Origin of the sequence: Proteus sp. CA142267, assembly GCF_003336825.1 — a bacterium.
Lineage (GTDB): Bacteria > Pseudomonadota > Gammaproteobacteria > Enterobacterales > Enterobacteriaceae > Proteus > Proteus terrae.
In genome coordinates this window covers 147,261-172,950 of the sequence record NZ_QPMG01000004.1, presented here as the reverse complement: position 1 = coordinate 172,950, position 25,690 = coordinate 147,261, and the positions used below count along the sequence as shown (strand labels likewise).

Below are 25,690 nucleotides of genomic sequence, written 5' to 3'. Positions count from 1 at the left end.
AATATGTTACATCAAGATATGATCAATAAATTGAATGAACAGCTAAATTTAGAGTTTTATTCAGCAAATCTTTATTTGCAAATGAGTGCTTGGTGCGATGATAAAGGATTTGATGGTGCAGCTAAATTTTTAAAAGCACATTCTCGTGAAGAAATGGAACATATGCACCGTTTATTTGATTACTTAAGTGATACAGGTGCAATGCCTTTACTTGGTGCGATTGAAGCTCCACCAGCTGAGTTCTCATCATTATCTGAATTGTTCGTTAAAACTTATGAACATGAAAAACATATTACATCTGAGATTAATAAATTAGCGCATGTTGCAATGACGACTCAGGATTATTCAACGTTTAATTTCTTACAATGGTATGTTGCAGAACAGCATGAAGAAGAGAAATTATTCAAATCAATCCTAGATAAATTAGCAATGGTTGGTGACAGTGGTAAGGCTTTATTCTTGTTAGATAAAGATCTGAGCACATTATCAACATCTGCACATGTTTAATTAGTAATAAAGCTTTAGATAACTGAAGTTAATAAATGAATTATTGCGCTCTGCTGTAAATGAATAGCAGGGCGTTTTTTTATTCTTCTGCATTAGCTCCATCCTTATTCCTATTTTTTATCTCTTCCTCACTTTCGTTTGCGTGTTTTTTATCCTAAAAATTCTTTTTGATTGTTATTTATACAAGGTATTTATTTTACTTTTAGTTGTATTCGGTTATGTATTGAACTGTTTAGACTGTCAATATGGGTATTATATTTTTTCGAAGTGTAAAAATGGGTGATATTTGAAACAGAAACTGGTCTAAATAACATATATTTTGAGTGCTAGTTCACAACCTTTTATTTCTAATATCAAGAAGCGGAGATCTTGGCGTAAATTTGCTATAAAATATTTTCATAAATAAAAAAATCACCTGTAATTTAAGAGGTTATTATGTCATTAAATACACTTAAGACATCTTGGGGTAAATTATCGGCTATTGCTGTGTTATTCCTTGGTATGTCATACCAACAAGCATTAGCACACGCACACTTAAAATCACAGTTACCTGCGGAAGGTGCAGCTATTGAACAAGCGCAAGCGCCTAAAGTGATTACGCTAGACTTTTCTGAAGGTATTGAATTAGCCTTTAGCAAAATCAAAGTCACTAATAGCGAAGGTAAAGAAATTACTGTAGGAAAATTGAGTTTAGACCCTGTTAACAATACTAAATTGTTATTGCCTTTAGAAAGTGATTTAGCAGAAGGTAACTATTTAGTTAATTGGAACGTTGTTTCTGTTGATGGGCACAAGACAAAAGGTTCTTATCAATTTAGTGTAAAATAATGACACCTGAAGACGTTTATATTTTATGCCGTTTTTTCCATTTCGTGGCAGTCATGTTTATGTTCGGACTGAGCTTTTCGGCTGCCATTCTTGCAAAAGATAAGTTCATCCCTCTTATTCAAGTTCGTTTGCGTCCTGCATTAGCCATTAGTACTGTCACTGTCTTTATTACAACTTATCTATGGATGGCTGTACAATCAGGTATTATGGGCGATGGATGGGAGGATGCTTGGTCATTTGAAGTATGGAAAGCAGTATTAGGTACTTCATTTGGTCAAGTTTGGCAATGGCAATTAGTGTTGGCAACCATTGCATTAGCTGTTTTATTTATACATCAACGCTATGTTCGTAATTTCTCTCTATTAATTGTTGCTTCGATTATGTTGATCTTACATGCATCTATTGGTCATGGTGCAATGTTTACAGGATCAGAAGCGATATTTTATAAGATTAATCAAAGCATTCATCTTATCAGTGCTGCGTATTGGTTTGGTGGTTTATGGCCATTTGTCGCTTGTTTACAGTTTTTGCGGAATAAAGACGAGCTTGCAGACGGGATGATCAAACCTATTATTGGTACCATGAAGCGGTTTTCACTTTTTGGTCATATTGCCGTTTTATTGGTTACAATTACTGGTGTTATTAGTGCCGTAATGTTAATTCCAGGATGGCCAGCAATACAATTATCATCTGAATATCAAAGTATGTTATGGCTTAAAATTAGTTTAGTGGTGTTAATGCTTGGTCTAGCTGTAATCAATCGTTATGTTTTAGTTCCTCATATCCGTAAGAAAAATAATTTTCAATGGTTACTAGTGAATAGTTGGTTTGAACTGTTACTTGGAACAATGGTTATTTTTACTGTCGCCATCTTTGCGATTAACTCACCTGTATAGATTGTTATATAATCGAAAAAACCTAATTTCTTAAATGAGATATCCACATGAAACGTTTTTTATTAGCAGGAATGTTAATACTATTTTCTTTTCAAGCATTCTCGGCAGCACCTATTTCAACTGTCAGTAAGCTTCAATTTGGTGACGACTGGCCATTTACACGAGAAGAGGTGATGCTTAATTGTCGTGCTGATGGTGCTTGGTTTGTAATTAACCCAGCAACACTGGTGCAATATCCACTTAATGAAATTGCAATGGAACAAATGGAAAGTGGAAAAGTAAAAGCACAGTTAATTGATGTTATTTTACTGCCAGATCCGAATATACCTGAAAAGAAAAAATCAGTAGAAGTGATACAAAATGCGATTAAGTCGCTCTGCGAGAATAATTAATCAAGTGATTAATAATATGGATAAGAATTTTTTATTTTTATCGCATTGATTTAAATGATAAAAATTAAGAGTGATAATTTTTTGAATAGAAAATAGTGTGCTACTAGGTTGTTTACTGGATCTTTACATATTGTTAGCTAATATTTAACAGTAGGTTGTGAGATAGAAAAGTCTGAGTTAGTCCTCGATTTTTTGTTTATGCAGTAATCAGCAATTACTTTTTAGCGCACGGCTCGCAATGAGCCATTTCCCTAAGCCAGATAAATGATTTATCTGGCTTTTTTTATTTCGCTTTAGCATCTCATTATGCCACTTTTAAGATCCAGTGGTGGCTATCTTTATCATAAGCATGGCGATAAAGCAGAATATTTTTATCTTTCAATTGGGCTGGAATACTTGTGTTTTCATCCCATCCGTCTAATTGCATGCAAAACTCTTTGTCATAATCACATGGAATATGAATATAAGTTAATTGGTTATCGGAAGAGTGTTTCAAAGTAATATCTTCAATTTCATAGCAAGCAATTTTCAACGTTGTCTTTTTCATAATAGAGCTCCGGTTTAAGCGATGTCGTGTTGTGTTCCATTGTGTTTTATTGGTAGCATTTATTTTTAAGAATGCTTTTTGACCAAACAAAATTAAGCATAGTATAAATGGAATATGTTTCCAAAATATTTTTTTGAAATAAAAAAAGCGGATCATTTTTTGTGATCCGCTTTAAATAAATTATCTGAAGTAGGGCAGAATTATCTAATTTTTAAGGTTTAGGTATTGCCGTTCCCCATTCATCCCAATCCTTGGGTTCTTTATCATTTAAAATGAAATTCTGTTCCTGTTTTGCTTTCACTTGTAATGGTGTGGAAGGTGGTGTTGCAAAAGTGATCCCTCCACGTATAAATTGCTTGAATGTACCACTACGAATAACACCGCCTGTTAAACCAAATGAGAAGTTATATCCTGATGAAAGCCAAAACTCTGTATTATTTCGAACAAGGTATTGGTATTTTTTACTAATACGGATGTGAATTAATACTCTGTCTGACATGTTTCCTAGTTCAAGACCTGTCACGGCACCGACCTCAAGACCGCGATAGTAAATTGGGGTACCAATTTGTACTGAACCTGCCTCTGTGGCATTTAACACAAGATTTAATCCATCGAGATAGCGTGAGTCTGTAATATTGGATGTTTGCAATTCAAATTGACGATATACGCCACCATTACCAGGCTCTGCTTTAATATAAGGTTGAATAAGTGAATCTAAGTTATCTAACCCTGATGCTGTTAATTCAGGAGTAACAACAGCAAAACGACTGCCAGATCTCGCAAAGGTTTTGACATAATCAGGGTAGAGAACTGCTGATACAGTTACCGCTTTTCTATCTGGCGAAAGGATTAATGATTCGACTTGACCAATATCAATTCCTAAATAACGAATAGGCATTCCTTCAGAGAGTTTACTTGCATCGTATGTTTTTAGCGTAATTTGTGCACCGATAGCTCGAGCACTAGTTTCTGATGGGTAGAGTTTGTAACGTGAAACGTTATTATTGATATTTTCGAAGTTATCAAAACTGATCGCGCCTTTTAATGCACGATTTAATGGTGTTGCTTCAACAGTTAACCCTGAGCCATTAACAGATACTTTAGCAGCCCCTTCAGTCCAGAAGACACTCTTTTCCGTGAGTAGATGGCGATATTGTTTAGAAATATAAACATCAATATCAAATTCATCCATTAAAGGCCGAACATCAGTAATTTCACCGACTTGGAATTGATGATAAAGAACCACTGAACCTTTTTGGATACCCGGAAGGCTTGATGCTTTTAAAGTGAGTGTCACGGGTAATTCATTACCATTAACACTGGCTTTCGCAAAGAAGTCGTTACGGTAAAGGCGATACTGTTCTTTAGGTGCCCCTTTAGTACCTTGAATAAGGTGAATACCTCCCTCAAGCCATTCTTGAGGTGTTGCACCTTGAACTTCAATACCATTTAGACCCATATTGACGTTGATTCGGCTATTGGCAACAAATTTACTATTTTCATAAATATAATGCTTATATTCAGGGGCAATAATTGCATCAAAAATAACCCCATCATCACTCATATTACGCTGAATGATTTGGCCAATAGAAATTCCTCTGAAAAGAATAGGTTGCCCTGCATCGACTCCCCAGCTTTCTTCACTGGTTAGAGAAATAATTAATCCATCTTCACCATATATTGCTTTACCTGCATCTACAGAGGTAGCTGATTGTAAAACGAATTGCTGGTTTTCTTGTGCTGGAGGGCTGTTTTCCGGTGAATCAAAAGCAATTGCGCCATTGATTAAAGCAGAAACACTTTCCATTTTTACAGACACGCCACTTTTTAAATTGAAATTACCTTGAAAGCCAGAGACGTTCCAGAAATGGCTATCTTGACGTATTAAGTGGGCATATTGTTTATCGATACTAAGTTCAATAAAAATACCCTGATTATCGGGGCGAATTGCATAGCTATACACTTTACCAACAGGAACTTGGCGATAATAAACTTGAGAGTCAACATTGAGTGATCCCAGTTTATCTGCTGTCAAAGTAATTAATTGCTGATTTTTATCGATATTAGCTTGAGGGCGGACTTCTTGAGCAATAAATTTAAACTGCTTTTCACCGTCACCCGGCAACATACTGATATAGTTACCACCAACTAAGGCATCTAACCCAGATACACCGGAAAGGCTGGCTTTCGGTGTAACTAACCAAAACTGTGTGTTCTTGCGCAATGCGGTTGCGAGATCTTTGCGGATATCAGCCGTAACAATAACTCGACGTAAGTCATCGCTTAAAGTGACATCTTTAACAAGACCCACATCAACACCTTGATAGCGAATAGGTGTTCTGCCAGAGACAATTCCTGATGCCGATTGAAAATCAATCGTGATTTGTACGCCTTTATCTTGCCAATGTTGGAAAAGCAACCAACTAGCAATAAAAATGGCGATAACAGGGAGTAGCCAAAATGTCGAAATTTTACGCTTGCGGCGTATTTGGGCTTGTGTGTCCTGAACGTCGTTTTCTTCTTGTTGCATAAGTATCCCATAGTAAACGACTATCCAACCATTCAACGGCAAGGATAGTAAGAATAACCGCAGTACCAAAATAAAAAGCCGCTGGCCCCATTGTGAAAGTCATCAGTTGATCTCGATTAATCAATGACATCATCAGTCCAATCACAAAGAGATCAAGCATTGACCATCGTCCTATCCAAGAGACAAAACGGTATAGTTTCATTCGTAGTAGAGGGTCAATACGAGAATTAATATGAATGCTTAATAATAAGCCCAACATAATAATAATTTTGAAAAAAGGCACAAAAACACTGGCAATAAAAACAATAATCGCAATTGGTGTATTGCCTGAATTCACTAAGGAAAGTACACCTGAAAAAATAGTGTCTTCACTACGTTGACCGTTTAAATAGAAGATAGAGATAGGCAATAAATTTGCAGGTATTAGTAAAATTATTGCTGAAATTAATGCCGCCCATGTTTTTTGTAAACTCATTGGCTGTCTTGGGGTATAACAAGATTTACAACGTGGGCAGCGCGTTGATGGCATTTTTTTAAAATGATAGTGACAAGCATGGCAAGTTGCAGGGCTTTTTTCTATCTCTTTTTGTGGGTAAAAGCGTTGCCAAAGTTGGTCCATATTAATGTTAATTAGCATTAATAAGCTGAGTATCATTAAAGAAACAAAAGCAATTAAGCCATTGCCAATATAGACAGTTGCATAATCGCCTAATTTTATTGTTGCAACACCAAGTCCAATTAAATAGACATCTAACATTACCCACTCTTTCAATTTCCCTAACATCAATAAGACTGGGCGAAGATTAAGGCGTAAGCGAGATCCTAAATGGAGATATAAAATAGCGATGGGGAGGCTAAGCGGTGCAGCAATAGCACAAAAGGCTACCATCGTTGCCGTAAGAGGAGAACCTTGCTCTGACATCATGCGAATACCGTCAAGTACATTCGCCGTTATCATTGTGCCTAATAGATGGATTTTAATCAGTGGCTGAGTAAATGCTATTGATGCCAAAATAAGCATTGTAATAGATAGTATAAGTAGACGAGTTAATGACCAATATCGATAAGATGCAAGTTTTGCTTGGCAACGAGGGCAATAAGCATCCTCTCCACGTTTTAATGTGAGAGGGAGTGTCACGAGGTGATCACACTCCTGACAGTGTATTGATTTCTTTTCCTTTGTTGCGATATTGTTCACTATGTTGCTCGTTAATTCGCTTAAGTTGGTTTTCTTAAGAGTTATCGTTTGATTAAGCTAAAAAAAAGTACCTATACTCAATGGTTCACAAGTTATCATTTTTATTATATTTATGCCTTTCATTTTACATTACTAAGTGTCTGATTTTTTTTGTGGGTGTTAAGGGGATATTATCGTTTTTTTACCCAATTCTTGAAAATGGAGTATTCAACCTCAAGATAAAATAGGCTAAATTACGAGTATGTTATCTATTTTAGTTACACAAATAGGGTTTAATGATGCCAAAATCGCTTTTTTATCAGGAACTCACTGATAATTTGTCAGCCTTGTTGTCTGGTGAAAATGATCTTATTGCATCACTTGCTAATACCAGCGCTCTTCTTTACGAGAAGTTAGATACAATTAATTGGGTTGGGTTTTACCTTAATGATGGTGATTCATTAGTCCTTGGCCCATTTCAAGGCAAAATTGCTTGTGTCAGAATAGGTTTTGGGAAAGGAGTTTGTGGAACTGCATACTCTGAAAACAAAATTTTAAGAGTAAGTGACGTTCACCAATTTAGTGGTCATATTGCTTGTGATAGTGCAAGTCAGTCTGAAATTGTTCTACCTTTAGAAGTAAATGGACAAATTATCGGCGTTCTCGATATTGATAGTCCTATTTTTGATCGTTTTGATAAAAAAGATGAAAATGGGCTTAAAGCGTTGTGTGACGTGCTCTGCGAGCATTTAAAAACTTGTCATACAGCAAAATATTGTGAATTTTGTGTAAGTTAACAGGCGTTTGCCATAGAAATTGTTGGCAACACTATTATAATGTCGCTTGTTCATGCCTGCGCTGGTTGGCAAAACCGTTGTAATCAGGAAATTTCATGGAAAATCAACCTAAGTTGAATAGTAGTAAAGAAATCATCGCTTTTTTAGCTGAACGTTTCCCTAAGTGTTTTATCGCTGAGGGCGAAGCTCGCCCTTTGAAAGTTGGCATTTTTCAAGATCTTGTTGAAGATCTAAAAGATGAAACTCAACTGAGTAAAACACAGTTACGTTCGGCATTACGCTTGTATACCTCAAGTTGGCGCTACCTTTATGGAGTTAAAGAAGGGGCAAAACGTGTCGATTTGAATGGTAATGACTGCGGCGAACTGGAAGCTGAGCATATTGAACATGCTCGTACACAATTAGCAGAAGCTAAAGCGCGCGTTCAAGCTCAAAGAGCAGAACAACGTGCTAAGAAGCGTGAAGCTGAAGGTGATAAGGAGACCAGCAAACGTCCGGCAGCGAAAAAGCCAAACAATATGCGTCGTCAGCCACCTAAAGAGGGTGAAAAACGACAGCCTCGTCCTCAAAAAGCGACTCAAGCACCTCGTAAAGCACCAGCACGCCAAAATACCGAAAAGTTAGTTCCAGTGAAAGACACCTCAGTTCTTACTGTTGGTCAATCGCTGAAAGTTAACGTTGGTAGCAGCGTGATGGACGCGACGGTGCTAGAGATAGCGAAAGAGGGTGTACGTGTACAATTGCCTAACGGTTTGGCAATGAATGTACGCACGGAACATTTAAAGTTCTGATACGGAGGCCAACCAGAGCATGAACAAACTTTTAAATGTGGCTTTTGCAATCGGATTAACGTTAACAGGCACTTCTGTTGTGATGGCTGAGAAACCAGCCACTCCAGCAATGGTAACTATTGATCAGTTACCCGAATTAAAGCAAGAGCCACAACATTCTACTGTGAGCGAGCGAGTAACCTCTCGTTTTGAACGCTCTCATTACCGTCAGTTCTCGCTAGACGCGAGCTTTTCTGAAAAGATTTTTAATCGCTATCTTAATTTATTAGATTATAGCCACAATGTGTTGCTAGCATCAGATATCGCCCAATTTGATAAAGAAAAAACCAAAGTAGGTGAATATCTGAAGAAGGGTGAGCTTCAGCCCCTTTATGATCTCTTTAATTTAGCGCAAAAAAGACGTTTTGAACGTTTTCAATATGCTTTAAACCGCCTAGATAAACCTATGGATTTAACTGGCCAAGATAAGTTTGAGTTAGATAGAACAAAAGCACCATGGCCACAAACTCAAGCTGAGCTAGATAAACTTTGGGATGAAAAAGTAAAATATGATTGGCTAACGCTGAAACTATCTGAAAAAACAGATAGCGAAGTTAAAGAGACACTAACTAAGCGTTATAAAGCTGCGTTACGTCGTCAAACACAAAGCCAAAGCGAAGACGTTTTCCAAGTCATTATGTCAGCATTTGCTCGCGAAATTGACCCTCATACAAGTTATCTATCACCAAGAAATACAGAAGCTTTTGACTCTGAGATGAGTCTTTCTTTAGAAGGTATTGGCGCTGTATTGCAGATGGATGATGATTACCCAATGATCAACTCTATGGTAACTGGTGGTCCGGCTGCAAAAAGCAAAGAGTTGAAAGTTGGCGATAAAATTATTGCAGTAGGGCAACAAAACAAGCCAATGGTCGATGTTGTTGGCTGGCGACTTGATGATATTGTTGCTTTGATTAAAGGGCCGAAAGGTAGCCAAGTAAAATTAGAGGTTATCTCTGATGAGAAAGGCGCTAAACCAAGAACAATCACTTTAGTCAGAGAGCAAATCCGTTTAGAAGACAGAGCTGTTAAGCTAACTGAAAAAGTCATTAATGGTGATAAAGTTGCAATTTTGGATATTCCAAGCTTCTATGTTGGTTTAACCAATGATGTGAAAACACAGTTGCAAAAAGTGGCGAAAGATAATGTTTCATCTTTGGTTATTGATTTGCGTGGTAACGGCGGTGGAGCGTTAACAGAGGCGATTTCACTGTCAGGATTATTTATTCCAAGTGGTCCTGTTGTGCAAGTCAGAGATAACAATGGTCGTGTACGACAAGATTTCGATAAAGATGATGTGGTTTATTATAAAGGGCCACTAGTTGTTATCGTAAATCGCTTTAGTGCTTCTGCCTCTGAAATTTTTGCTGCTGCAATGCAAGACTACGGACGAGCATTAATTGTGGGGGAACAAACGTTCGGTAAAGGAACGGTTCAGCAATATCGCCCATTAACCCGTGTTTACGATCAAATGCTAAGCCCTGATTGGCCTGGTTTAGGTTCAGTGCAATACACTATTCAAAAATTCTATCGAATTAATGGTGGTAGTACTCAACTCAAAGGGGTAACACCTGATTTATTGTTGCCAAGCTTTGATAGTGCTGAAATGGGTGAAAGTTTTGAAGATAATGCATTGCCTTGGGATAGTATTTCTCCAGCAAGCTATCAGCTATCTGAGTATTCAGACAAGCTAAAAGCGGCGTTCGCACCATTAACTGAACAACATACTAAGCGCATTGCAAATGACCGAGAGTTTTCATACATCTTTGCTGATATTCAGCGTTATAACGATGCGAAAGCAAAAGGTGAAGATAAATTTGTTATCTTAAACTTCACTGAAAGAGAGAAAGAAAACAAAGAGCTAGAAGCCATTAAATTAAACCGCATAAATGAGCGTTTTAAATTAGAGGGTAAGCCTGCGTTGAAATCACTCGATGATTTGCCTAAGGATTATGAGGGTCCAGATCCTTATTTAGATGAAACTGCTAAAATTGCAGTTGATCTCTCAAAAGTGCTTAAACCTAAGAAATTATTAAATTAAGTTATCAGTTATAACAACGGATACTTAAAGCAACCCCCCAATAATTGGATAACCAATTGCTGGGGGGTTTTTATATTTATATTAATCGAGATATAAAATTATCATTGCTAATCAATGTTTATCAGGCATTCCATCAAAAACTCTTTTTAAGAGAGCCATAATATCTTATTAGATGGGATCATTCATATTTTTAGTTATTCACTATATTAAGTTACCAGTAATATAAATAATTATTAATAAATGGATATTTAAATTTAACTTTATGTAACTTAATTTTTAATTCGAAATATATCTTGAATAACTTTGTAAGCTATAAGAGAGAATGCTAGGTTGATTTTTAGATAAAAAATGAGTTTCTTTTCTTATATGGGGAATAAAAAGATAAAGTGGTTATTTATTGTGATTAAGATCTCATTTAATGGCATGTATATTGCAATAAATGTAACATGTTGTGACAATGATCTCTTAAATTGACATAAGATTACTATAGTATACAGATTATGAAATATTTGCGTCATTTTGGGGATATTGACGCGTTAGCTAAAATCTTACCTAAATGATGAGTTATCTTTATTCTATGAGTTCAAAATGTATTTTTAGAATAAAATGTCATAACTGAAATATATATTTTTAGAGTAAGGTTCTCTACGTAAGAGATAATGACTAAAGGCAAATAATCTACTATTTGCTTATAGAATTTTATTACGAAAAAATAAGTAAATATAAATATGGTGAGATATCCATATTGGATTTTTTATGCCAAAAAATGACTCTATTGCTTGAAATTAATGCAACTATAAATTTAATCAAAGGTTATTTTTTAGCTAAATAAAGAAATAGTGCTTTATTAAACTTGCTGAATATAAGTCAGCATAACTTAATTCAAATATTTATTAACCAGGTTGCATTAAGATGAAAGTAAAAAAATTAGTATTGTTTATGCTGTCTCCTTGTTTTTTAGCGGTGGACGCTGCTAATGCTGCAAATTGGGAAAACTCAATTAAAGAAAATGCATTGATTTCAGATTCTGAGCTTGAGCTTTCTACAATTAATATGTGGAAATACTTAAAAACTGAAAACCGTTTTGATAAAGAAGAGCAGCGTTACAGAAAACAAGTTGCCAATGCTTGGGGTCAAAACTTCCAAGCTGATTTCAGATCAGGTTATTTAGGTGGTATTCTCGGATTTGATGTCTCTTATTATGGTGGTATCAAATTAGGCGCAAGTAAAGACTTCGCCTCTCGTGCAATCTTATTTAATGATGATGGCGAAGCAAAAGGCTATAACAAAATTGGTCAGCGTTTTGCAAAAGTGAAATTCGATTTAGATCCTGTAATGATTAATGGTAAAGCAGGTTGGTTTACTCTGAAAAATACAGGTATCTTCACTAACTCACAACGTCTATCATTAAACAGCTACAATGGTTATGCAACCAATACAGCACTGGGTGACTGGAACTTAGATTTACTGTTCCTTGACGGTAAAGTAATGCGTCGTGATAGCCCAAATATCGACAGAATGTATTTCAGTGATGGTAATGGCGTTAGACATAATATCGACCATGTTCTTACTGGTGGTATTAACTACAACTCCAAACCGTTAAAAGTATTTTATTTCTATGGTCAAGCGGATGATGTATTCCGTCAGCACGGTTTAGAAGCAAAATATAAATTAACCTCAGATGTGACTATTGGTGGTGTTGTTTATTATCACGATTACGGTAGTGATGGTAAACGTACATTAAGTGATGCCAACAAGGGGAAACGTAATTTTGATAATGATGCATGGCACTTTGCAGGTACTATGGAATGGCGTATTCCAGAGTCACCATGGACATTACGTACAGGTGTGACTTATACCGATGCTGAAAAAGCTAATGGTGTTGGTCAATTCGCTCGTAACCCAATTGGTAATACCCGTGGACGCTTTAACTCACCAGCTTACGCAGATATCGACTATGTACGTGATGGTGAGGTTATGGGTGCATTAGAAGCTGAATACAGAGTTAGCAAAGAACTGTCTGTTGGCGCACGTACTAACTATAGTGAATTCAGCTATTCTGGTGAAAGATTAAAACAAGGACAGTTTGGTTTATTTAGCTACTGGAAACCAACAGCAAATCTGTCTGTTTCCTTAAGCGGTGGTATCGGCTGGCACCACCAGCAAGAAAACGACTATACCACACCAAAACTTTATGATGGTCACTCACAACGAGCTCACTCATTATCAGGCTCTATGACAACTACATATCGTTTCAAAATGTAATTTATAGCGTTATTGCTTATATCAGATGCACGACTTGCATACTTTGTAAGTCGTGCATAAAAATATAGAGGTAGTTGTTCTACCGTTGTTTGTGTCGCGTGAGTTATGGTTTTTATGATAAACATAAACCCATTGGCACTATATTAAACGATACAAACCGTTCCTAAATTAATCCTTCCGTTCGACAACACAGAAAAATCACATCATCTATTATCAATCTCACTTTATACTTAAATTTTTAATGATGCCTAATATTGGGTGTTCACTGGCTATTTTTTTTATCAAAATGTAAAGTTATATCGTTTTTAATATTAAATAAGTTAAAGGGCTTGATAAAATCTAAAAAAGCCTTATTTATAAGACAGTTTTTGCAATGTGATAATTAGATAAAATAGGAACAGTATCAATATGATGAGAATTGCATTATTCCTGTTAACAAACTTAGCCGTTATGTTTGTTTTTGGGATCATCTTATCTTTAACAGGTATACAAGGTCGTAGTGTTCAAGGCTTGATGATCATGGCGGGCTTATTTGGCTTTGGTGGTGCATTTATTTCACTATTAATGTCAAAATGGATGGCATTACGTTCAGTGGGTGGTCAAGTCATCGAAAACCCAACTTCAGAAGTAGAGCGCTGGTTATTAGATACAGTAAGACGCCAATCTGAACAAGTCGGTATTAAAATGCCACAAGTGGCTATTTATGATGCGCCTGATATTAATGCGTTTGCGACAGGTGCTCGTCGTGATGCATCGCTGGTGGCTGTGAGTACCGGTTTGTTAGCCAGTATGAGCCGTGACGAAGCAGAAGCAGTTATTGCTCACGAAATTAGCCACGTTGCTAATGGTGATATGATAACCATGACCTTGCTACAAGGTGTTGTGAATACTTTCGTTATCTTCATTTCTCGTATCATTGCCCAATTCGTTGCTAACTTTATCTCTAATGATGAAGAGAGCGAAAGTAGCAATGGAAACCCGTGGGTATATATGGGGGTTTCAATGGTTCTGGAAATCGTATTCGGTATTCTTGCCAGTATTATTACAATGTGGTTCTCACGTTATCGCGAATTCCATGCAGATGCTGGCTCTGCAAAACTTGTTGGTCGTGAGAAAATGATAGCTGCATTGCAACGTTTGAAAACAAGTTACGAACCACAAGAAGAGAGCAGCATGATGGCTTTCTGTATTAATGGCCGTAATAAGTCATTCAGCGAGCTATTTTTATCTCACCCACCATTAGATAAGCGTATTGAAGCACTACGTAACGGTGAGTATTTGAAATAAAGTTGAAAGTTTAATCGCGAACTCTCAAATGAAAGCGCTCGATATGAAAGTATTGGGCGCTTTCTATTTATAAAGAACAGATTATAAAGAGCAGGATCTTTAATCTAAATACTTGCCAAAGTATATCGCCACTTTTTCTTCATCAATTTTCAGATTACCTTTCCAGCCCGCCCACGGCATTTCCATATCAGAGCGACCTTTGGTGTTATTAAGTTGATTTTCTGCAATGGTAATATCGCCGAAATTAGCCCAATGATCCAAAGATAATGGAATATAGGCATTAGGAATAACACCAATTAAGGCAAGTGAGTGCAAAATACCTCGTTTGGTATATCTATCACCAGAAATTAATTTAGTCTCATTTAACCGCTTTTCAAATTTACCCGGTGTTTCATCTTCAGGTGCATGGCGTAATAACTGGAGTAATTGCTTGAAGATTTCTTTATCTGCTAGTGTTGGGCTAACAGGCGCGACAGTGAGTAGATGTTTTAAATTCAAGTAAGCGTAAGAGGAATTGCCTGTATAAGAATTACCGTAATAGAGGCAATATTGAAAATGGCTGTCATTAATATGTTTTTGCTGATCACCATCACTACAAACCCAACAGCAGGCATATTGAGGTTTTTCTTCATAATCATGTAATGGCAAATTTTGTAATTTATGAAAAGCACCTAGAACAGAGCGACCTCTAAGGTAACTGCCTCCGACACCAGCAACAAAAGCATCTAAGCAACGCTTTGGGGTGAGTGATGGATTGTTTTTTAAGCTATTTAATTTTGAAATAACATCAGTGTGATCAGCAAATCTTTCTATGATATTAGGTTGCCAATTGACCTCAGATAACAAGGTTCGTTCTTTGTCTGAAAGAATATCAAGCTGATACAGTGAGACTTGGCGTTCAGGGTCATATTGACTGTTTTCATATTTATAGAGTTTACGTAAAACTCGCATAATTTTTTGCACGATCTTTACCTTGTTATAGTTTTTTATTGATATTGGTGAATGGCATAAATAGAAGATATATAAATTAATATAGATACAAAAAAAAGCCAGTTCAAATGAACTGGCTTTATCAATAGATGCAGATAAAGTTTATTTTACTGTAAGTTCAGTATCTTCATCTTGGTTGAAGATAGCTTTGTCCGTTTGTCCCATAATCTGGCTGGTGATTGTACCCGCTGTCATTGAGCCGCTAACGTTTAATGCAGTACGTCCCATATCGATTAACGGCTCTACAGAGATTAGCAGAGCAACTAATGTTACAGGTAAGCCCATTGCAGGTAAAACGATAAGAGCCGCAAATGTTGCACCGCCACCAACACCAGCAACACCCGCAGAGCTAACAGTCACAATAGCAACTAAAGTTGCGATCCACATTGGATCTAATGGGTTAATGCCCACAGTAGGTGCAACCATCACAGCTAACATCGCAGGGTAAATGCCTGCACAACCATTTTGACCAATCGTTGTACCAAAAGATGATGAGAAACTTGCGATAGATTCTGGCACACCAACACGCTTAATTTGTGTTTCAATATTTAGCGGAATACTTGCAGCACTTGAACGGCTTGTAAATGCAAATGCTAATAAAGGCCCCGCTTTTTTGAAGAATTTAATCGGGTTTAACCCTGTAAAGCTCACCAGTAAACCATGAACAACAAACATTAAGCCAATAGCAACATAAGAGGCAACAACAAAGCTTCCTAATTGAATGATGTCGTGCATATTTGAGCTTGCAACAACTTTGGTCATCAGAGCCATTACACCGTAAGGTGTTAACATCATAACAATACGAACTAGCTTCATGATCCATGATTGTAAGCAATCAATCGCGACTAAAACTTTCTCACCACGAGGCTGATCTTCTTTGAGTAATTTCAGTGCAGCCATACCTAAGAAAGTAGCAAAGATAACAACGCTAATAATCGATGTTGAGCTGGCACCTGTTAAATCAGCAAATGGATTTTTAGGAATAAATGACAAAATAAGCTGTGGCATCGTTAAGTCAGAAACTTTGCCCATATAATTTTGTTCAAGCGCAATCAGGCGCTGTGCTTCTTGTTCACCTTGCACTAAGCCTTCTGCTGTTAAGCCAAATAAATTAGCAATAACAATACCGATTAAGGCAGAAATAGCAGTAGTGAATAATAGTGTACCAATAGTGAGGCCACTAATTTTTCCTAGTGATGATGCTTGATGCAATCGAGCTACGGCACTAAGAATAGAGGCAAAGACTAATGGCATAATGATCATTTGTAACAGCTGTACATAGCCATTACCCACGATATTAAACCAAAGAATAGATTCTTTAATAATAGGATCGTGTGAGTCATAGAATGCGTGTAATGCTAGTCCAAAAGCAACACCAAAAACTAAACCAACAAGAACTTTCTTTGAAAGGCTCCACTGACGTTGACTTAATTTAGCCAAGATGAGTAATAGCACAACAAAGACGAGTACGTTAATGATTAACGGAAAATTCATCTTAACTCTCCAACGAGATCTTTATTTATATAATTTCGACGATTGTATGCGATATGAGTTCTTAGGTAATAAGAAAGGATATAACAGCACCAATTCGTTATATGGTAACAGGATTGTTAATAACTTTTTATAATTAATTATTATTTTATATAATCGTTTGGTTATAAAAACAAGGAGAGTAGGCATAAAAAGATGTAAGAATTTATAAATAGATAGAGAAACGTAGGGTTTTGTCAGAGGGTGTTAAAAATTAGTGCGCTTATCGTGGTACATCTGTAACCAGTTGTTGACTTGCGAAGGCAGGGTAACAGTAAGGTGAGGTGGTAAAAAAAGTGCGCCAACAAGGATCAAAACAGAGATAAATCTCTCTCCTTTTTTATTATTCTTTTTACCTAAAATAGGTAATGCAAAACGCATTTTTAAAGGCCACAAGAAAGGAACACCAGCGGGAGTTAACATATCGGCAATGAGATGGCTAAGATAGCCCAATAAAAGGGCATGGAAGATATCAGCAGAAATATCCCAACGTGGTGAAACTTGGGTTTCCCACAAAATAGCCAAACCACAAAATGCAAGCAAGCTATGTGTAAAACCTCGGTGACCACAGAGTTTTGATAGAGGTAGAGAGATAATACGGAATAATCGCCCAAGAATAGAACCAGGGTGATCTAAATCAGGTAGAAGCGAGCCCAATAAGACAGCAGGGATCATGTGAAACCAATCACCATGAGCAAGAGCTGGCGTTATTTCAAGCTTCTGCGCTAACACAAGTGTTGCTACAGAAAAAAGTAGATGTCCTTCTGCTGTCATTCCATGTCTGTTCGTTTGCTGTTCATTTATACAGTAATGAAGTATAAAAGGTTTTGACGATAACTAACAGTCAAAAAAGATAAAAATTGTCTTAAATATTAAGGAATAACAGAAATATTTTATTTGATTGATTTAAAAATGATCGAATTTAGGATAAAAAACTAAAAAGTCAGATAAAGGTAAGTGAGCATTAAACGAAATATACAAGTGGAAGTCTTAAAGATAAAAAAGAGTGAGGAGAGTTGTGCACATTAGAAATAGAATAAAAAGGATATCTTACAAGGCAGGATATCCTTTTTATTTATGGCTATTAGCCCAATAAATGCAGTTGCGTTAATTCATTGAGTGATGCAATTTTTACATCAGCTAAGCCCCATTGTTTATCATTAAATTGTTCTGTTGCTGGTACAACGATAGAGCGCATTCTTGCGCCTTTACAAGCAATCATACCATTGCGAGAATCTTCTAATGAAACACAGTGGATAGGATCAAGATTAAGAGCTTTAGCTGCGTTTAGATAAACTTCTGGGTGAGGTTTGCTGTGTGGCAATTCATCGGCAGATACGACGGCAGAGAAGTAATGACGAATATTAAACAACTCAAGTACACGCTCAAGCATAAAGTCAGGAGATGCGGATGCTAGTGCAATTTTTAATCCTGATGATTTGCAAAGCTCTAAAGCATGCTCAACACCCGGTAATAGTGGCTTTGTTTCTTCAACCAATTTGACAACACGAGAAACCATTTTTTGTTTTGCTTCTTGTTTTGAAATGCCTTGCCAAGGTGATGCTCTATACCATAAATCAATGACTTCGTTTATTCTTAACCCAACCATATCGGGCATTGCCGATGCGAGGGATAAATCGACGCCTAATTCAGCAAAGACCTCATGTTCTGCTTGCTGCCAAAATGGTTCAGAGTCGATTAATAAACCATCCATATCAAATATTGCAGCTTCAATAGGGAATTTAAAAGACATGTTACTCTCCATAAATAAGGTCTATGTTGTCGAGTGGCGATTGTAGCAAGAGTTACAAGGAAAATCTTTTTAATCAGTTTCTTATTTATTGTGTAAAATAAATAGAGAGAATAGCTACTATTAATTTATTGTCGTATTAGCCGTTAATTAGACTACGATAAACAGATAAATATTGACGAATTCTACTTAGTGAGGATGTGATGAGTTATCAATATGCAGGATTGTATGCCATTTTAAAGCGTGTACTTGGTTGGCTTATTTTTATTCCTGCCTTTATTTCGACAGCCGTATCATTGATAGGATTGGCTGCGATACAACGCCCAAGTGGTGATGGTGTAAATGCCGTAATTAATGACTTTTTTCGTGTATTAGCGGAAATGGTGCAATTTAATACACCTTTCTTAGGTTTTTTCTGGCGAAATTCACCTATTCCCAATACACAAATGGGATTTAGCCAAGAAAATATTACTTTTTTTGTTATCTTTCTTTTTATGTTTATTGGCTTAGCATTTAGTGCATCAGGATTACGAATTTACCGCCAAGTGAAATATTTGAAGGAAAATATACAAGATCAGCTGATTATAGAACGCGCAATGAAAAGTGGTGTGACAGCTGAGGAATTGCAACAAAATATCAAATTGCCTCGACATACTATATTTACGCAAATTATGGTGCTTTATCTTTCGCCTCTAATTGTCATTGCAATAGGCTATTTCTTGATGAAATTCTTAGGATGGTAACACTGTTTTAAAGTGAACGAGGACGGTTCATTTATATTAATTAAAGGGAAAAATAAACCTCGCACAACTGAATCTGGCGAGGTTATACTTTTAGTTTATGTATCTTATCTCAGCAGGACTTCACTCGTTTCCTATTAAGGTGTTGCTAATAGGTCGTCAATTATTTTTCTAACTTCTAAATAATTTTCTTCTCCTCCAAATAAGTTACAACGGTTAAGGAAGAAATAGAGTTGGTAAATAGGCTGACGTGATAAAAACTTATCTGATAGTGGCCAAACACTTTGATAGCCATCGAAAATATTTGCAGGTACTGCTGTGCAAAGCGGTAACATCGCGATATCACACTCTCGATCACCCCAATAACAAGCAGGATCAAACACCGTACCTTCTGATTGACCAATTGCAGCACAGTTTTTAGGCCATAAGTTACCGTGAAGCAAAGAGGGTTGAGGGGTATGATCAGCAAGGCGATGATTGATGATTTTAGTGATCTCGTCGATATCCCCAAAAATCATGCCTTTCTCGGAAGCTAGTTGTAGCTGAAAGCCAATACGTTTTTCCGAATAAAAGTGATTCCAGCGTTTTTCCCAGCTATTGAGTTGAGGAGTGGTATCGATTTGGGTATCGAAATCAAAGCCATAGCTAGGTTGATCTTCCCACTGATGTAGCCTTGCTAGCTGTTGTCCGAAGCAGTAGGCACTATGAGGTGTAAATGGTTGAACAGGCAAAAACTCAAGAAGTAGGAAGCTGGCATCTTTACTATTACCGATACCAAGAACCCGAGGAGTTCGAATTGTTTGGCTTTTTGCCAACATTTCGAGTTGTTCTGCCTCATTTTTAAAATTAGGCAGAAATTCACGCAAGTTGGATTTCACAAAAACAGGCGTATCACCATAATAAATTTTCCATGTATGATGAATATCGCCACTAGAAAGGTGAATTTTTTCGTTTATCTTTGCTGAAAATCCTAAGTTTGATTCCAGTAAACGACCTATATTCTGCCACATACTTACACCTCGCAAAGTTGTTTACTTAGTAGACCCAAATAAAATAATAACGAGCGATGTTTATACTATGACAATAACACTTTAATTAAATCAATAAAGTATAAAGCTAAAAAACGGGATGATTATCCCGTTTTTGCTAAGATAAAGAATATTATCAGGCGCTAGCGGGTTTTGTTTGTCGCTTTATTTTTGCTAATTTAATCTGATTACAGAGTAGCGCAATAATAAAGAACACAGCTTGCGTTAGCACAATACATGGACCTGTTGCTCCATCAATATGGAAACTAATAAATGTTCCTATAACGCTAGATGCGACAGAAAATACAATTGCTAACATAATCATGCGTGAAAAACTGCGTGTTAATAAATACGCGGTGATCCCCGGTGAAATAAGCATAGCGACAACCAAAATAATCCCAACAGCTTGCATTGAGGCGACGATGGTTAATGCCAAAATAGACAGTAATCCATAGTGTAATAATGTGACAGGTAAACCAACAATTCTTGCTTGGTTAGGATCGAAGCAATAAAGCATAAAATCTTTTTGCTTAATAAGCATAATAGTGATGGTGATTACACAGATAATACTAATTTGAGTTAATACGTTCGGCGTAATGCCTAGAATATTACCAAATAAAATATGCATTAAATGTTGGTCTGTATCGACACTGGCAAAAATGACCAAACCCACTGCAAACATGCCTGAAAATACAATTCCCATTACGGTGTCTTCTTTAATGCGGCTGTGTTCTTTTAAATAACCCGTGGCAAAAGAACAAAAGAGTCCGGAAAGAAAGGCGCCTACGGTTAATGGGATAGCGGTGACGTAAGCAAGAACGACTCCGGGCAAAACGGCGTGAGAGATTGCATCCCCCATTAAAGACCAGCCTTTTAATACCATATAACATGATAAAATGGCGCAGGCGATACCTATAATAATGGCTGCAATAATAGCGCGTTGCATAAACGGATATTGAAAAGGCTCAATGAAAAACTCGATCAACTCATTCATAGTTTCACCTCTTCTGATTTTGTTGATCCTTTATGTTGATGAGATTGTGTGATCAACTGTTGTGAACTCTGACGAGCACGGCGACGAGCTGCCAACATACCGTGTTTAGGTGCAAATAAGAACGCCAACAAAAAGAGTGATGTTTGCATTGTAACAATCACGCCACCTGTTGCACCATTAAAGAAGTAGCTAAGATAAGCGCCTACTGCACTTGTGATTGTACCAATACAGATAGCAATAATTGCAAGTCGTTTAAATTGGTCTGTGAGTAAATAAGCCGTTGCACCGGGCGTCACTACCATAGCAATGACAAGAATAGCACCAACAGTTTGAAGCGCTGCAACAGTACATGCGCTTAAAAGAGTAAAAAAGATAATTTTTAATTTTAGTGGCGATAAGCCGATTGATTTTGCATGAACTTCATCAAAGAAAACTACCAGCAAGTCTTTCCAGATGCAAAATAAGACTAAGAAAGAGACACCTGTAATAATCACAACTTGCCATACATCTTCATCAGCAATACCTAAAATATTTCCGAGAATGATGGTCTGAACGTTGACGGCTGTCGGTTTAAGAGAAACCAGCAACAGACCAAAGGCAAAAAAAGTGGAGAAGATAAAACCGATAACGGCATCTTCACGAAGGCGTGTGATATGACGAATAAATGTCATTGATAATGCGGCGAGTAAACCCGTAAAAAAAGCACCGACTGCGTAAGGCAAACCTAATATATAAGCCCCTGCAACACCGGGAACAACTGAGTGGGAAAGGGCATCTCCCATTAACGACCAACCTTTCAAAATAAGATAGGATGAAAGAAAAGCGCAGACGGCACCAACTAAGGCACTTACCCAAATCGCTTTCACCATATAGTTATATTCAAAAGGTTGCAGGAGTAAATCTAGCATGGCTAATCTCCTTGTTTGCGCTGGCTTTGGTGCGCAGGAGTGTGTTCTTCTTGATGACCATAGAAGACGGCAGCACGTTCATCATCAGTAATGACAGTGAGTGAGCGAGGATCGTCATCATCATGAAGATCAGAACCTGATAGGCTAATGTGGCGTAATACACCACCAAATGCGTGTTCTAAGTTTTTCTGCGTAAATGTCGTTTCAGTCGGACCACTGTCTAATACTGTTCTATTGATCAAAATAACGTGGTCACAAAATTCAGGAACACTTCCCAAGTTATGTGTTGAAACTAAAACTAAGTGGCCTTCTTCACGCAAATTACGTAATAGCTCAATAATGGCATTCTCTGTTTTAACATCGACACCAGTAAATGGTTCATCAAGTAATAAAACAGTACCTTCTTGAGCCATTGCTCGTGCTAAGAAAACACGTTTTTTCTGGCCACCTGAAAGCTCACCAATTTGGCGATGTCCTAAACCTGACAAGCCAACGCGTTCTAATGATGCTTCAACAACCTCATGGTCGCGTTTTGAAGGAATACGAAAAAAGCCCATTTTTCCATAACGCCCCATCATCACAACATCAGAAACGAGGACTGGGAAATTCCAGTCAACTTCTTCTGTTTGCGGAACATAGGCGATCATATTTTGTTTTAATGCCTGTTGGATCGGGCTATCGTTTAATGTCACTTTACCTTTAGAGGGCTTTACCAGTCCCATAATGGTTTTAAATAGTGTGGATTTACCACTGCCATTGATGCCCACCAGGGCACAAATAGTGCCGCCAGTGATAGAAAAGCTTGCATCAAAAATAGCCGTATGACCGTTGTTGTAAGTAACAGTGGCATTATCAACAGTCAAAGTAGGATTAGCTTTTATATTGCTCATTGCCCAAATCCTTTCGCAATTGTATCTACTGTAATAGTAATTAAATCAATATAAGTAGGAACTTCGCCACCTTCAGCGGAAAGTGAGTCAACATAAAGAACACCACCATATTTTGCGCCAGTCTCTTTGCTGACTTGTTTAGCGGGTTTATCTGAAATTGTACTTTCACTAAAGACAACAGGGATCTTGTGTTCTCTAACAGTATCAATCACATATTTAACTTGTTGTGGTGTGCCTTGTTCTTCTGCATTGATTGGCCATAAATAAACTTCTTTAAAGCCATAGTCATTGGTTAAATAGCTGAATGCACCTTCACTCGTTACTAACCAACGCTCTTCTTGTGGGATACGAGATAATCTTTCTCTTAATGGTGCATCAAGTTGTTTAATTTTTTCTGCGTAATTTGCTGCATTTTGATTATAAATAGCTGCATTATCTGGATCATGTTCAACAAGCGCTTTACGAATATTTTCAATATAGATTAATGCATTATTCGGTGACATCCATGCGTGTGGATTAGGATTGTTTTTGTAAGCACCTTCACTGATTGCCATTGGTGTAATGCCTTCAGTGACAACGACAGCGGGTACGTTACGTAATTCATTAAAAAAGCGTTCAAACCAACGTTCAAGGTTTAAGCCATTCCATAAAATAAGATCTGCTTTTTGAGCTTTTACAATATCTTTAGGAGTAGGTTGGTAATCGTGAATTTCAGCGCCGGGTTTTGTGATTGATTCAACAATCGCTGCATCTCCCGCCACATTTTGAGCGATATCTTGAATAATAGTAAATGTGGTGACAACTTTTAGTTTATCTTTTGCTTGTGTTGGTGCTGTTAAAAATACGGATGCCATAAGGCATAAAGCCGTAAGTGAAAGTTTGTTTACAGAGCGAAATATATCCATATTATTATTGCCTTATAGTTGCAGAGTTATTTTCTCAATTGATAATGATTATCAATATCATTTCAAAAAAGTCAAGTTATCTCTGTGTAAAAAGCTTCATTTGATAACGACTGGAAATAAGATAACAACATGTATTCCAATAAATGTTAAGTAGATTGTCGGTTTTTGTCACAAAAATTAACAATAGTTCGTAACTATTTGTGCGAGAGATTATTTTTATGATTATAGCTATCCCTCAGTGAATTGTTTTTATTACAGATATTCTGATTGAGAGATTTCGTGAAGAAAACAGGAAATAGGATAGATTTGAGATAAAACGCACACACTAGAAGTAGTAATAGATTGATTTATTTCTCGTGCTTTGCCATATTTTAGCATACATTTTTATGTGGAAATAGAATAATATATCAACAACCCTTTGATATATAAATATATCTTGTACAACCCGTTATGCAAAAGGATAAAACGTGAAAGTAAAAATCATCTTTTCTTTGGCAATTTTGCTTCTTGCTGGTTGTGCGGATCATGCTCGTCAACCTATTCAAAAAGAAACATCACGATTTTTAAGCCAAAAAACAGTAGAGAACCGCGTTAATAATGCTTCAATCTCAACGGCACAATGGAAATCAACACCTTTTGATAATCATATACAGCAAGCATCAAGTCGTTACGATGTTGATGAAACATTAATTAAGGCGATTATCCAAGTTGAATCAAACTTTAGACCTGAAGTTATTAGCAAATCAAATGCAGTTGGATTAATGCAAATTAAAGCATCAACTGCGGGAAGAGATGTTTATCAAAATAGAGGCAAGGCAGGGCAACCAACAACAGCCCAATTAAAAGACCCTGCTATTAATATCGATTTAGGTACAGCCTATATTCAATTATTAAGAGAGCGCCATCTTGTTGGTATTGCCGATCCTGAAACGCTTTATTACGCCACTATCCTTGCTTATGTGAATGGCGCCGGCGCTTTATTAAGAACATTTGATAAAGATAGAGGTAATGCTATTGCTAAAATTAATTCAATGAGCGCGGATGATTTTTATCGTTATGTTGAAAAAAATCATCCGGCTTCTCAAGCGCCACGCTATTTAGCAAAAGTGAGAGCGGCTTACCATGCAGGTGATAATTAATCTGGCAAATTAGCGACTGCTTGAGCCTGTTTTAATAAAGCAGGCAAATCAGCAATAATTTCAAGGACGCCATTGATCATAAACTGAACGCCCATACAGATTAATAAAAATCCCATTACGCGAGAAATAGCGTCAATACCACTGTGGCCTAAATACTTCATAATGCTGGTGGAGCCACGAAGTGACACCCAAACGATAACGCTAATTAAAAAGAAACTTGTCACAGGGGCGATATACAATACCCATTGTGCAATATCAGTACGTGATGGGATTGAAGCTGCTGTACTGATTATCATTGCAATCGTACCGGGGCCTGCTGTACTTGGCATTGCTAAAGGAACAAAGGCAATATTAGGCTCTTTAGGATTACGATGTGGATTATTATCGTCTGAAATAGGATCATCGACATTAGGTGTGTTTGGAAACAACATACTAAAGCCAATAAAGGCAACTATCATTCCGCCAGCAATACGAAGACCGGGGATAGAAATACCAAAAGTTGTCATTATGATCCGTCCCGCATAGAACGCGATGGTCATAATGAGGAAAATATATACACACGCCATTAACGATTGTTGATTACGTTGTTCCTTTGTCATATTGCCTGAAAGGCCAAGCCAAAGAGCGACAGTCGTTAATGGATTAGTTAAAGGCAAAAGCAAAATAAGACCAAGACCGATAGCCTGAAAAAACTGGTAAACAGAGTGCATGGAATATAA

At 37.0% G+C, this 25,690-nt stretch carries 23 protein-coding genes and 1 pseudogene; 11 read left to right on the top strand and 13 right to left on the bottom strand.

Features of this window, described 5'->3' with window-relative positions; genetic code table 11:
- Positions 1-3 precede the first annotated feature (3 nt).
- From ftnA to C0T34_RS09460, 4 genes are all read left to right on the top strand, one after another.
- On the top strand, positions 4-507 hold the full coding sequence (gene ftnA, locus C0T34_RS09475) for a non-heme ferritin (protein ID WP_098943162.1): 504 nt from the start codon (positions 4-6) through the stop codon (positions 505-507).
- 435 nt (positions 508-942) lie between these two features.
- Complete coding sequence (copC, locus tag C0T34_RS09470; RefSeq protein ID WP_098943161.1) at positions 943-1,335, top strand: copper homeostasis periplasmic binding protein CopC; 393 nt, start codon at positions 943-945, stop codon at positions 1,333-1,335.
- Positions 1,335-2,231: a copper homeostasis membrane protein CopD gene (gene copD, locus C0T34_RS09465; protein ID WP_098943160.1), complete on the top strand. Its 897-nt coding sequence runs from the start codon at positions 1,335-1,337 to the stop codon at positions 2,229-2,231. The genes copC and copD overlap by 1 nt, the downstream gene beginning before the upstream one ends.
- Positions 2,232-2,278: 47 nt before the next feature.
- A complete protein-coding gene (locus C0T34_RS09460) occupies positions 2,279-2,623 on the top strand; it encodes a YebY family protein (RefSeq protein WP_098943159.1) in 345 nt (114 codons plus the stop codon).
- Between the two features lie 304 nt (positions 2,624-2,927).
- On the opposite strand, the gene C0T34_RS09455 is transcribed toward C0T34_RS09460, so the two are convergent.
- The 3 genes from C0T34_RS09455 to yebS all read right to left on the bottom strand — a co-directional run bounded on the left by C0T34_RS09455 (position 2,928) and on the right by yebS (position 6,898).
- Positions 2,928-3,170 carry a DUF1480 family protein gene (locus C0T34_RS09455; RefSeq protein WP_075673379.1) on the bottom strand — a complete coding sequence of 81 codons (243 nt, stop codon included), beginning with the start codon at positions 3,168-3,170 and terminating at the stop codon, positions 2,928-2,930.
- Positions 3,171-3,381: 211 nt separating this feature from the next.
- Positions 3,382-5,700, bottom strand: coding sequence for an MlaD family protein (locus C0T34_RS09450; RefSeq protein ID WP_098943158.1), 2,319 nt, complete (start codon positions 5,698-5,700; stop codon positions 3,382-3,384).
- Positions 5,642-6,898: a membrane integrity lipid transport subunit YebS gene (gene yebS / locus C0T34_RS09445; protein WP_098943157.1), complete on the bottom strand. Its 1,257-nt coding sequence runs from the start codon at positions 6,896-6,898 to the stop codon at positions 5,642-5,644. The genes C0T34_RS09450 and yebS overlap by 59 nt, the downstream gene beginning before the upstream one ends.
- Before the next feature lie 278 nt (positions 6,899-7,176).
- Between yebS and C0T34_RS09440 the strand changes: the two genes are divergently transcribed.
- The 5 genes from C0T34_RS09440 (at position 7,177) to htpX (ending at position 14,097) form a co-directional block, all read left to right on the top strand.
- Positions 7,177-7,674, top strand: coding sequence for a GAF domain-containing protein (locus C0T34_RS09440; protein ID WP_098943156.1), 498 nt, complete (start codon positions 7,177-7,179; stop codon positions 7,672-7,674).
- Between the two features lie 95 nt (positions 7,675-7,769).
- Positions 7,770-8,465 carry an RNA chaperone ProQ gene (gene proQ / locus C0T34_RS09435; protein WP_098943154.1) on the top strand — a complete coding sequence of 232 codons (696 nt, stop codon included), beginning with the start codon at positions 7,770-7,772 and terminating at the stop codon, positions 8,463-8,465.
- A gap of 19 nt (positions 8,466-8,484) precedes the next feature.
- Complete coding sequence (gene prc / locus C0T34_RS09430; protein WP_098943152.1) at positions 8,485-10,545, top strand: carboxy terminal-processing peptidase; 2,061 nt, start codon at positions 8,485-8,487, stop codon at positions 10,543-10,545.
- A 912-nt stretch (positions 10,546-11,457) separates the two neighbouring features.
- Positions 11,458-12,810, top strand: coding sequence for an OprD family outer membrane porin (locus C0T34_RS09425; RefSeq protein WP_098943150.1), 1,353 nt, complete (start codon positions 11,458-11,460; stop codon positions 12,808-12,810).
- Between the two features lie 408 nt (positions 12,811-13,218).
- Positions 13,219-14,097 (top strand): protease HtpX, encoded by an 879-nt coding sequence (gene htpX, locus C0T34_RS09420; RefSeq protein ID WP_075673372.1) that lies wholly within the window; start codon positions 13,219-13,221, stop codon positions 14,095-14,097.
- Between the two features lie 99 nt (positions 14,098-14,196).
- Here the strand turns inward: htpX and C0T34_RS09415 are convergent, their stop codons facing one another.
- From C0T34_RS09415 to hxpB, 4 genes are all read right to left on the bottom strand, one after another.
- Positions 14,197-15,060: a hypothetical protein gene (locus C0T34_RS09415; protein WP_226892298.1), complete on the bottom strand. Its 864-nt coding sequence runs from the start codon at positions 15,058-15,060 to the stop codon at positions 14,197-14,199.
- A 129-nt stretch (positions 15,061-15,189) separates the two neighbouring features.
- Entirely contained in the window at positions 15,190-16,581 is a 1,392-nt protein-coding gene (locus C0T34_RS09410) for an L-cystine transporter (RefSeq protein WP_109850058.1), read from the bottom strand.
- A 243-nt stretch (positions 16,582-16,824) separates the two neighbouring features.
- On the bottom strand, positions 16,825-17,391 hold the full coding sequence (locus C0T34_RS09405; protein WP_098943147.1) for a metal-dependent hydrolase: 567 nt from the start codon (positions 17,389-17,391) through the stop codon (positions 16,825-16,827).
- A 310-nt stretch (positions 17,392-17,701) separates the two neighbouring features.
- On the bottom strand, positions 17,702-18,370 hold the full coding sequence (gene hxpB / locus C0T34_RS09400; RefSeq protein ID WP_098943145.1) for a hexitol phosphatase HxpB: 669 nt from the start codon (positions 18,368-18,370) through the stop codon (positions 17,702-17,704).
- Positions 18,371-18,570: 200 nt separating this feature from the next.
- Here hxpB and C0T34_RS09395 point away from each other — a divergent pair, with 200 nt between their 5' ends.
- Positions 18,571-19,110: a YniB family protein gene (locus C0T34_RS09395; protein WP_006537133.1), complete on the top strand. Its 540-nt coding sequence runs from the start codon at positions 18,571-18,573 to the stop codon at positions 19,108-19,110.
- A 134-nt stretch (positions 19,111-19,244) separates the two neighbouring features.
- On the opposite strand, the gene C0T34_RS09390 is transcribed toward C0T34_RS09395, so the two are convergent.
- The 5 genes and pseudogenes from C0T34_RS09390 to C0T34_RS09370 all read right to left on the bottom strand — a co-directional run.
- On the bottom strand, positions 19,245-20,117 hold the full coding sequence (locus tag C0T34_RS09390; RefSeq protein ID WP_098943144.1) for a fructosamine kinase family protein: 873 nt from the start codon (positions 20,115-20,117) through the stop codon (positions 19,245-19,247).
- A gap of 154 nt (positions 20,118-20,271) precedes the next feature.
- Entirely contained in the window at positions 20,272-21,129 is an 858-nt protein-coding gene (locus C0T34_RS09385) for a metal ABC transporter permease (protein WP_098943143.1), read from the bottom strand.
- Positions 21,126-22,037: a metal ABC transporter permease gene (locus C0T34_RS09380; RefSeq protein ID WP_098943142.1), complete on the bottom strand. Its 912-nt coding sequence runs from the start codon at positions 22,035-22,037 to the stop codon at positions 21,126-21,128. Before C0T34_RS09380 ends, C0T34_RS09385 begins: the two co-directional genes overlap by 4 nt.
- Before the next feature lie 2 nt (positions 22,038-22,039).
- Positions 22,040-22,927 carry a manganese/iron ABC transporter ATP-binding protein gene (locus tag C0T34_RS09375; protein ID WP_098943141.1) on the bottom strand — a complete coding sequence of 296 codons (888 nt, stop codon included), beginning with the start codon at positions 22,925-22,927 and terminating at the stop codon, positions 22,040-22,042.
- Positions 22,924-23,733: pseudogene (locus C0T34_RS09370) on the bottom strand (metal ABC transporter substrate-binding protein); the annotation flags it as partial. The gene C0T34_RS09375 and the pseudogene C0T34_RS09370, both read right to left, overlap by 4 nt.
- A gap of 566 nt (positions 23,734-24,299) precedes the next feature.
- Between C0T34_RS09370 and C0T34_RS09365 the strand changes: the two are divergent.
- Entirely contained in the window at positions 24,300-24,971 is a 672-nt protein-coding gene (locus C0T34_RS09365) for a transglycosylase SLT domain-containing protein (protein ID WP_098943139.1), read from the top strand.
- Here C0T34_RS09365 and C0T34_RS09360 read toward each other — a convergent pair.
- Complete coding sequence (locus C0T34_RS09360) at positions 24,968-25,681, bottom strand: MarC family NAAT transporter (protein WP_098943138.1); 714 nt, start codon at positions 25,679-25,681, stop codon at positions 24,968-24,970. The genes C0T34_RS09365 and C0T34_RS09360 overlap by 4 nt on opposite strands.
- Between the last annotated feature and the right edge of the window lie 9 nt (positions 25,682-25,690).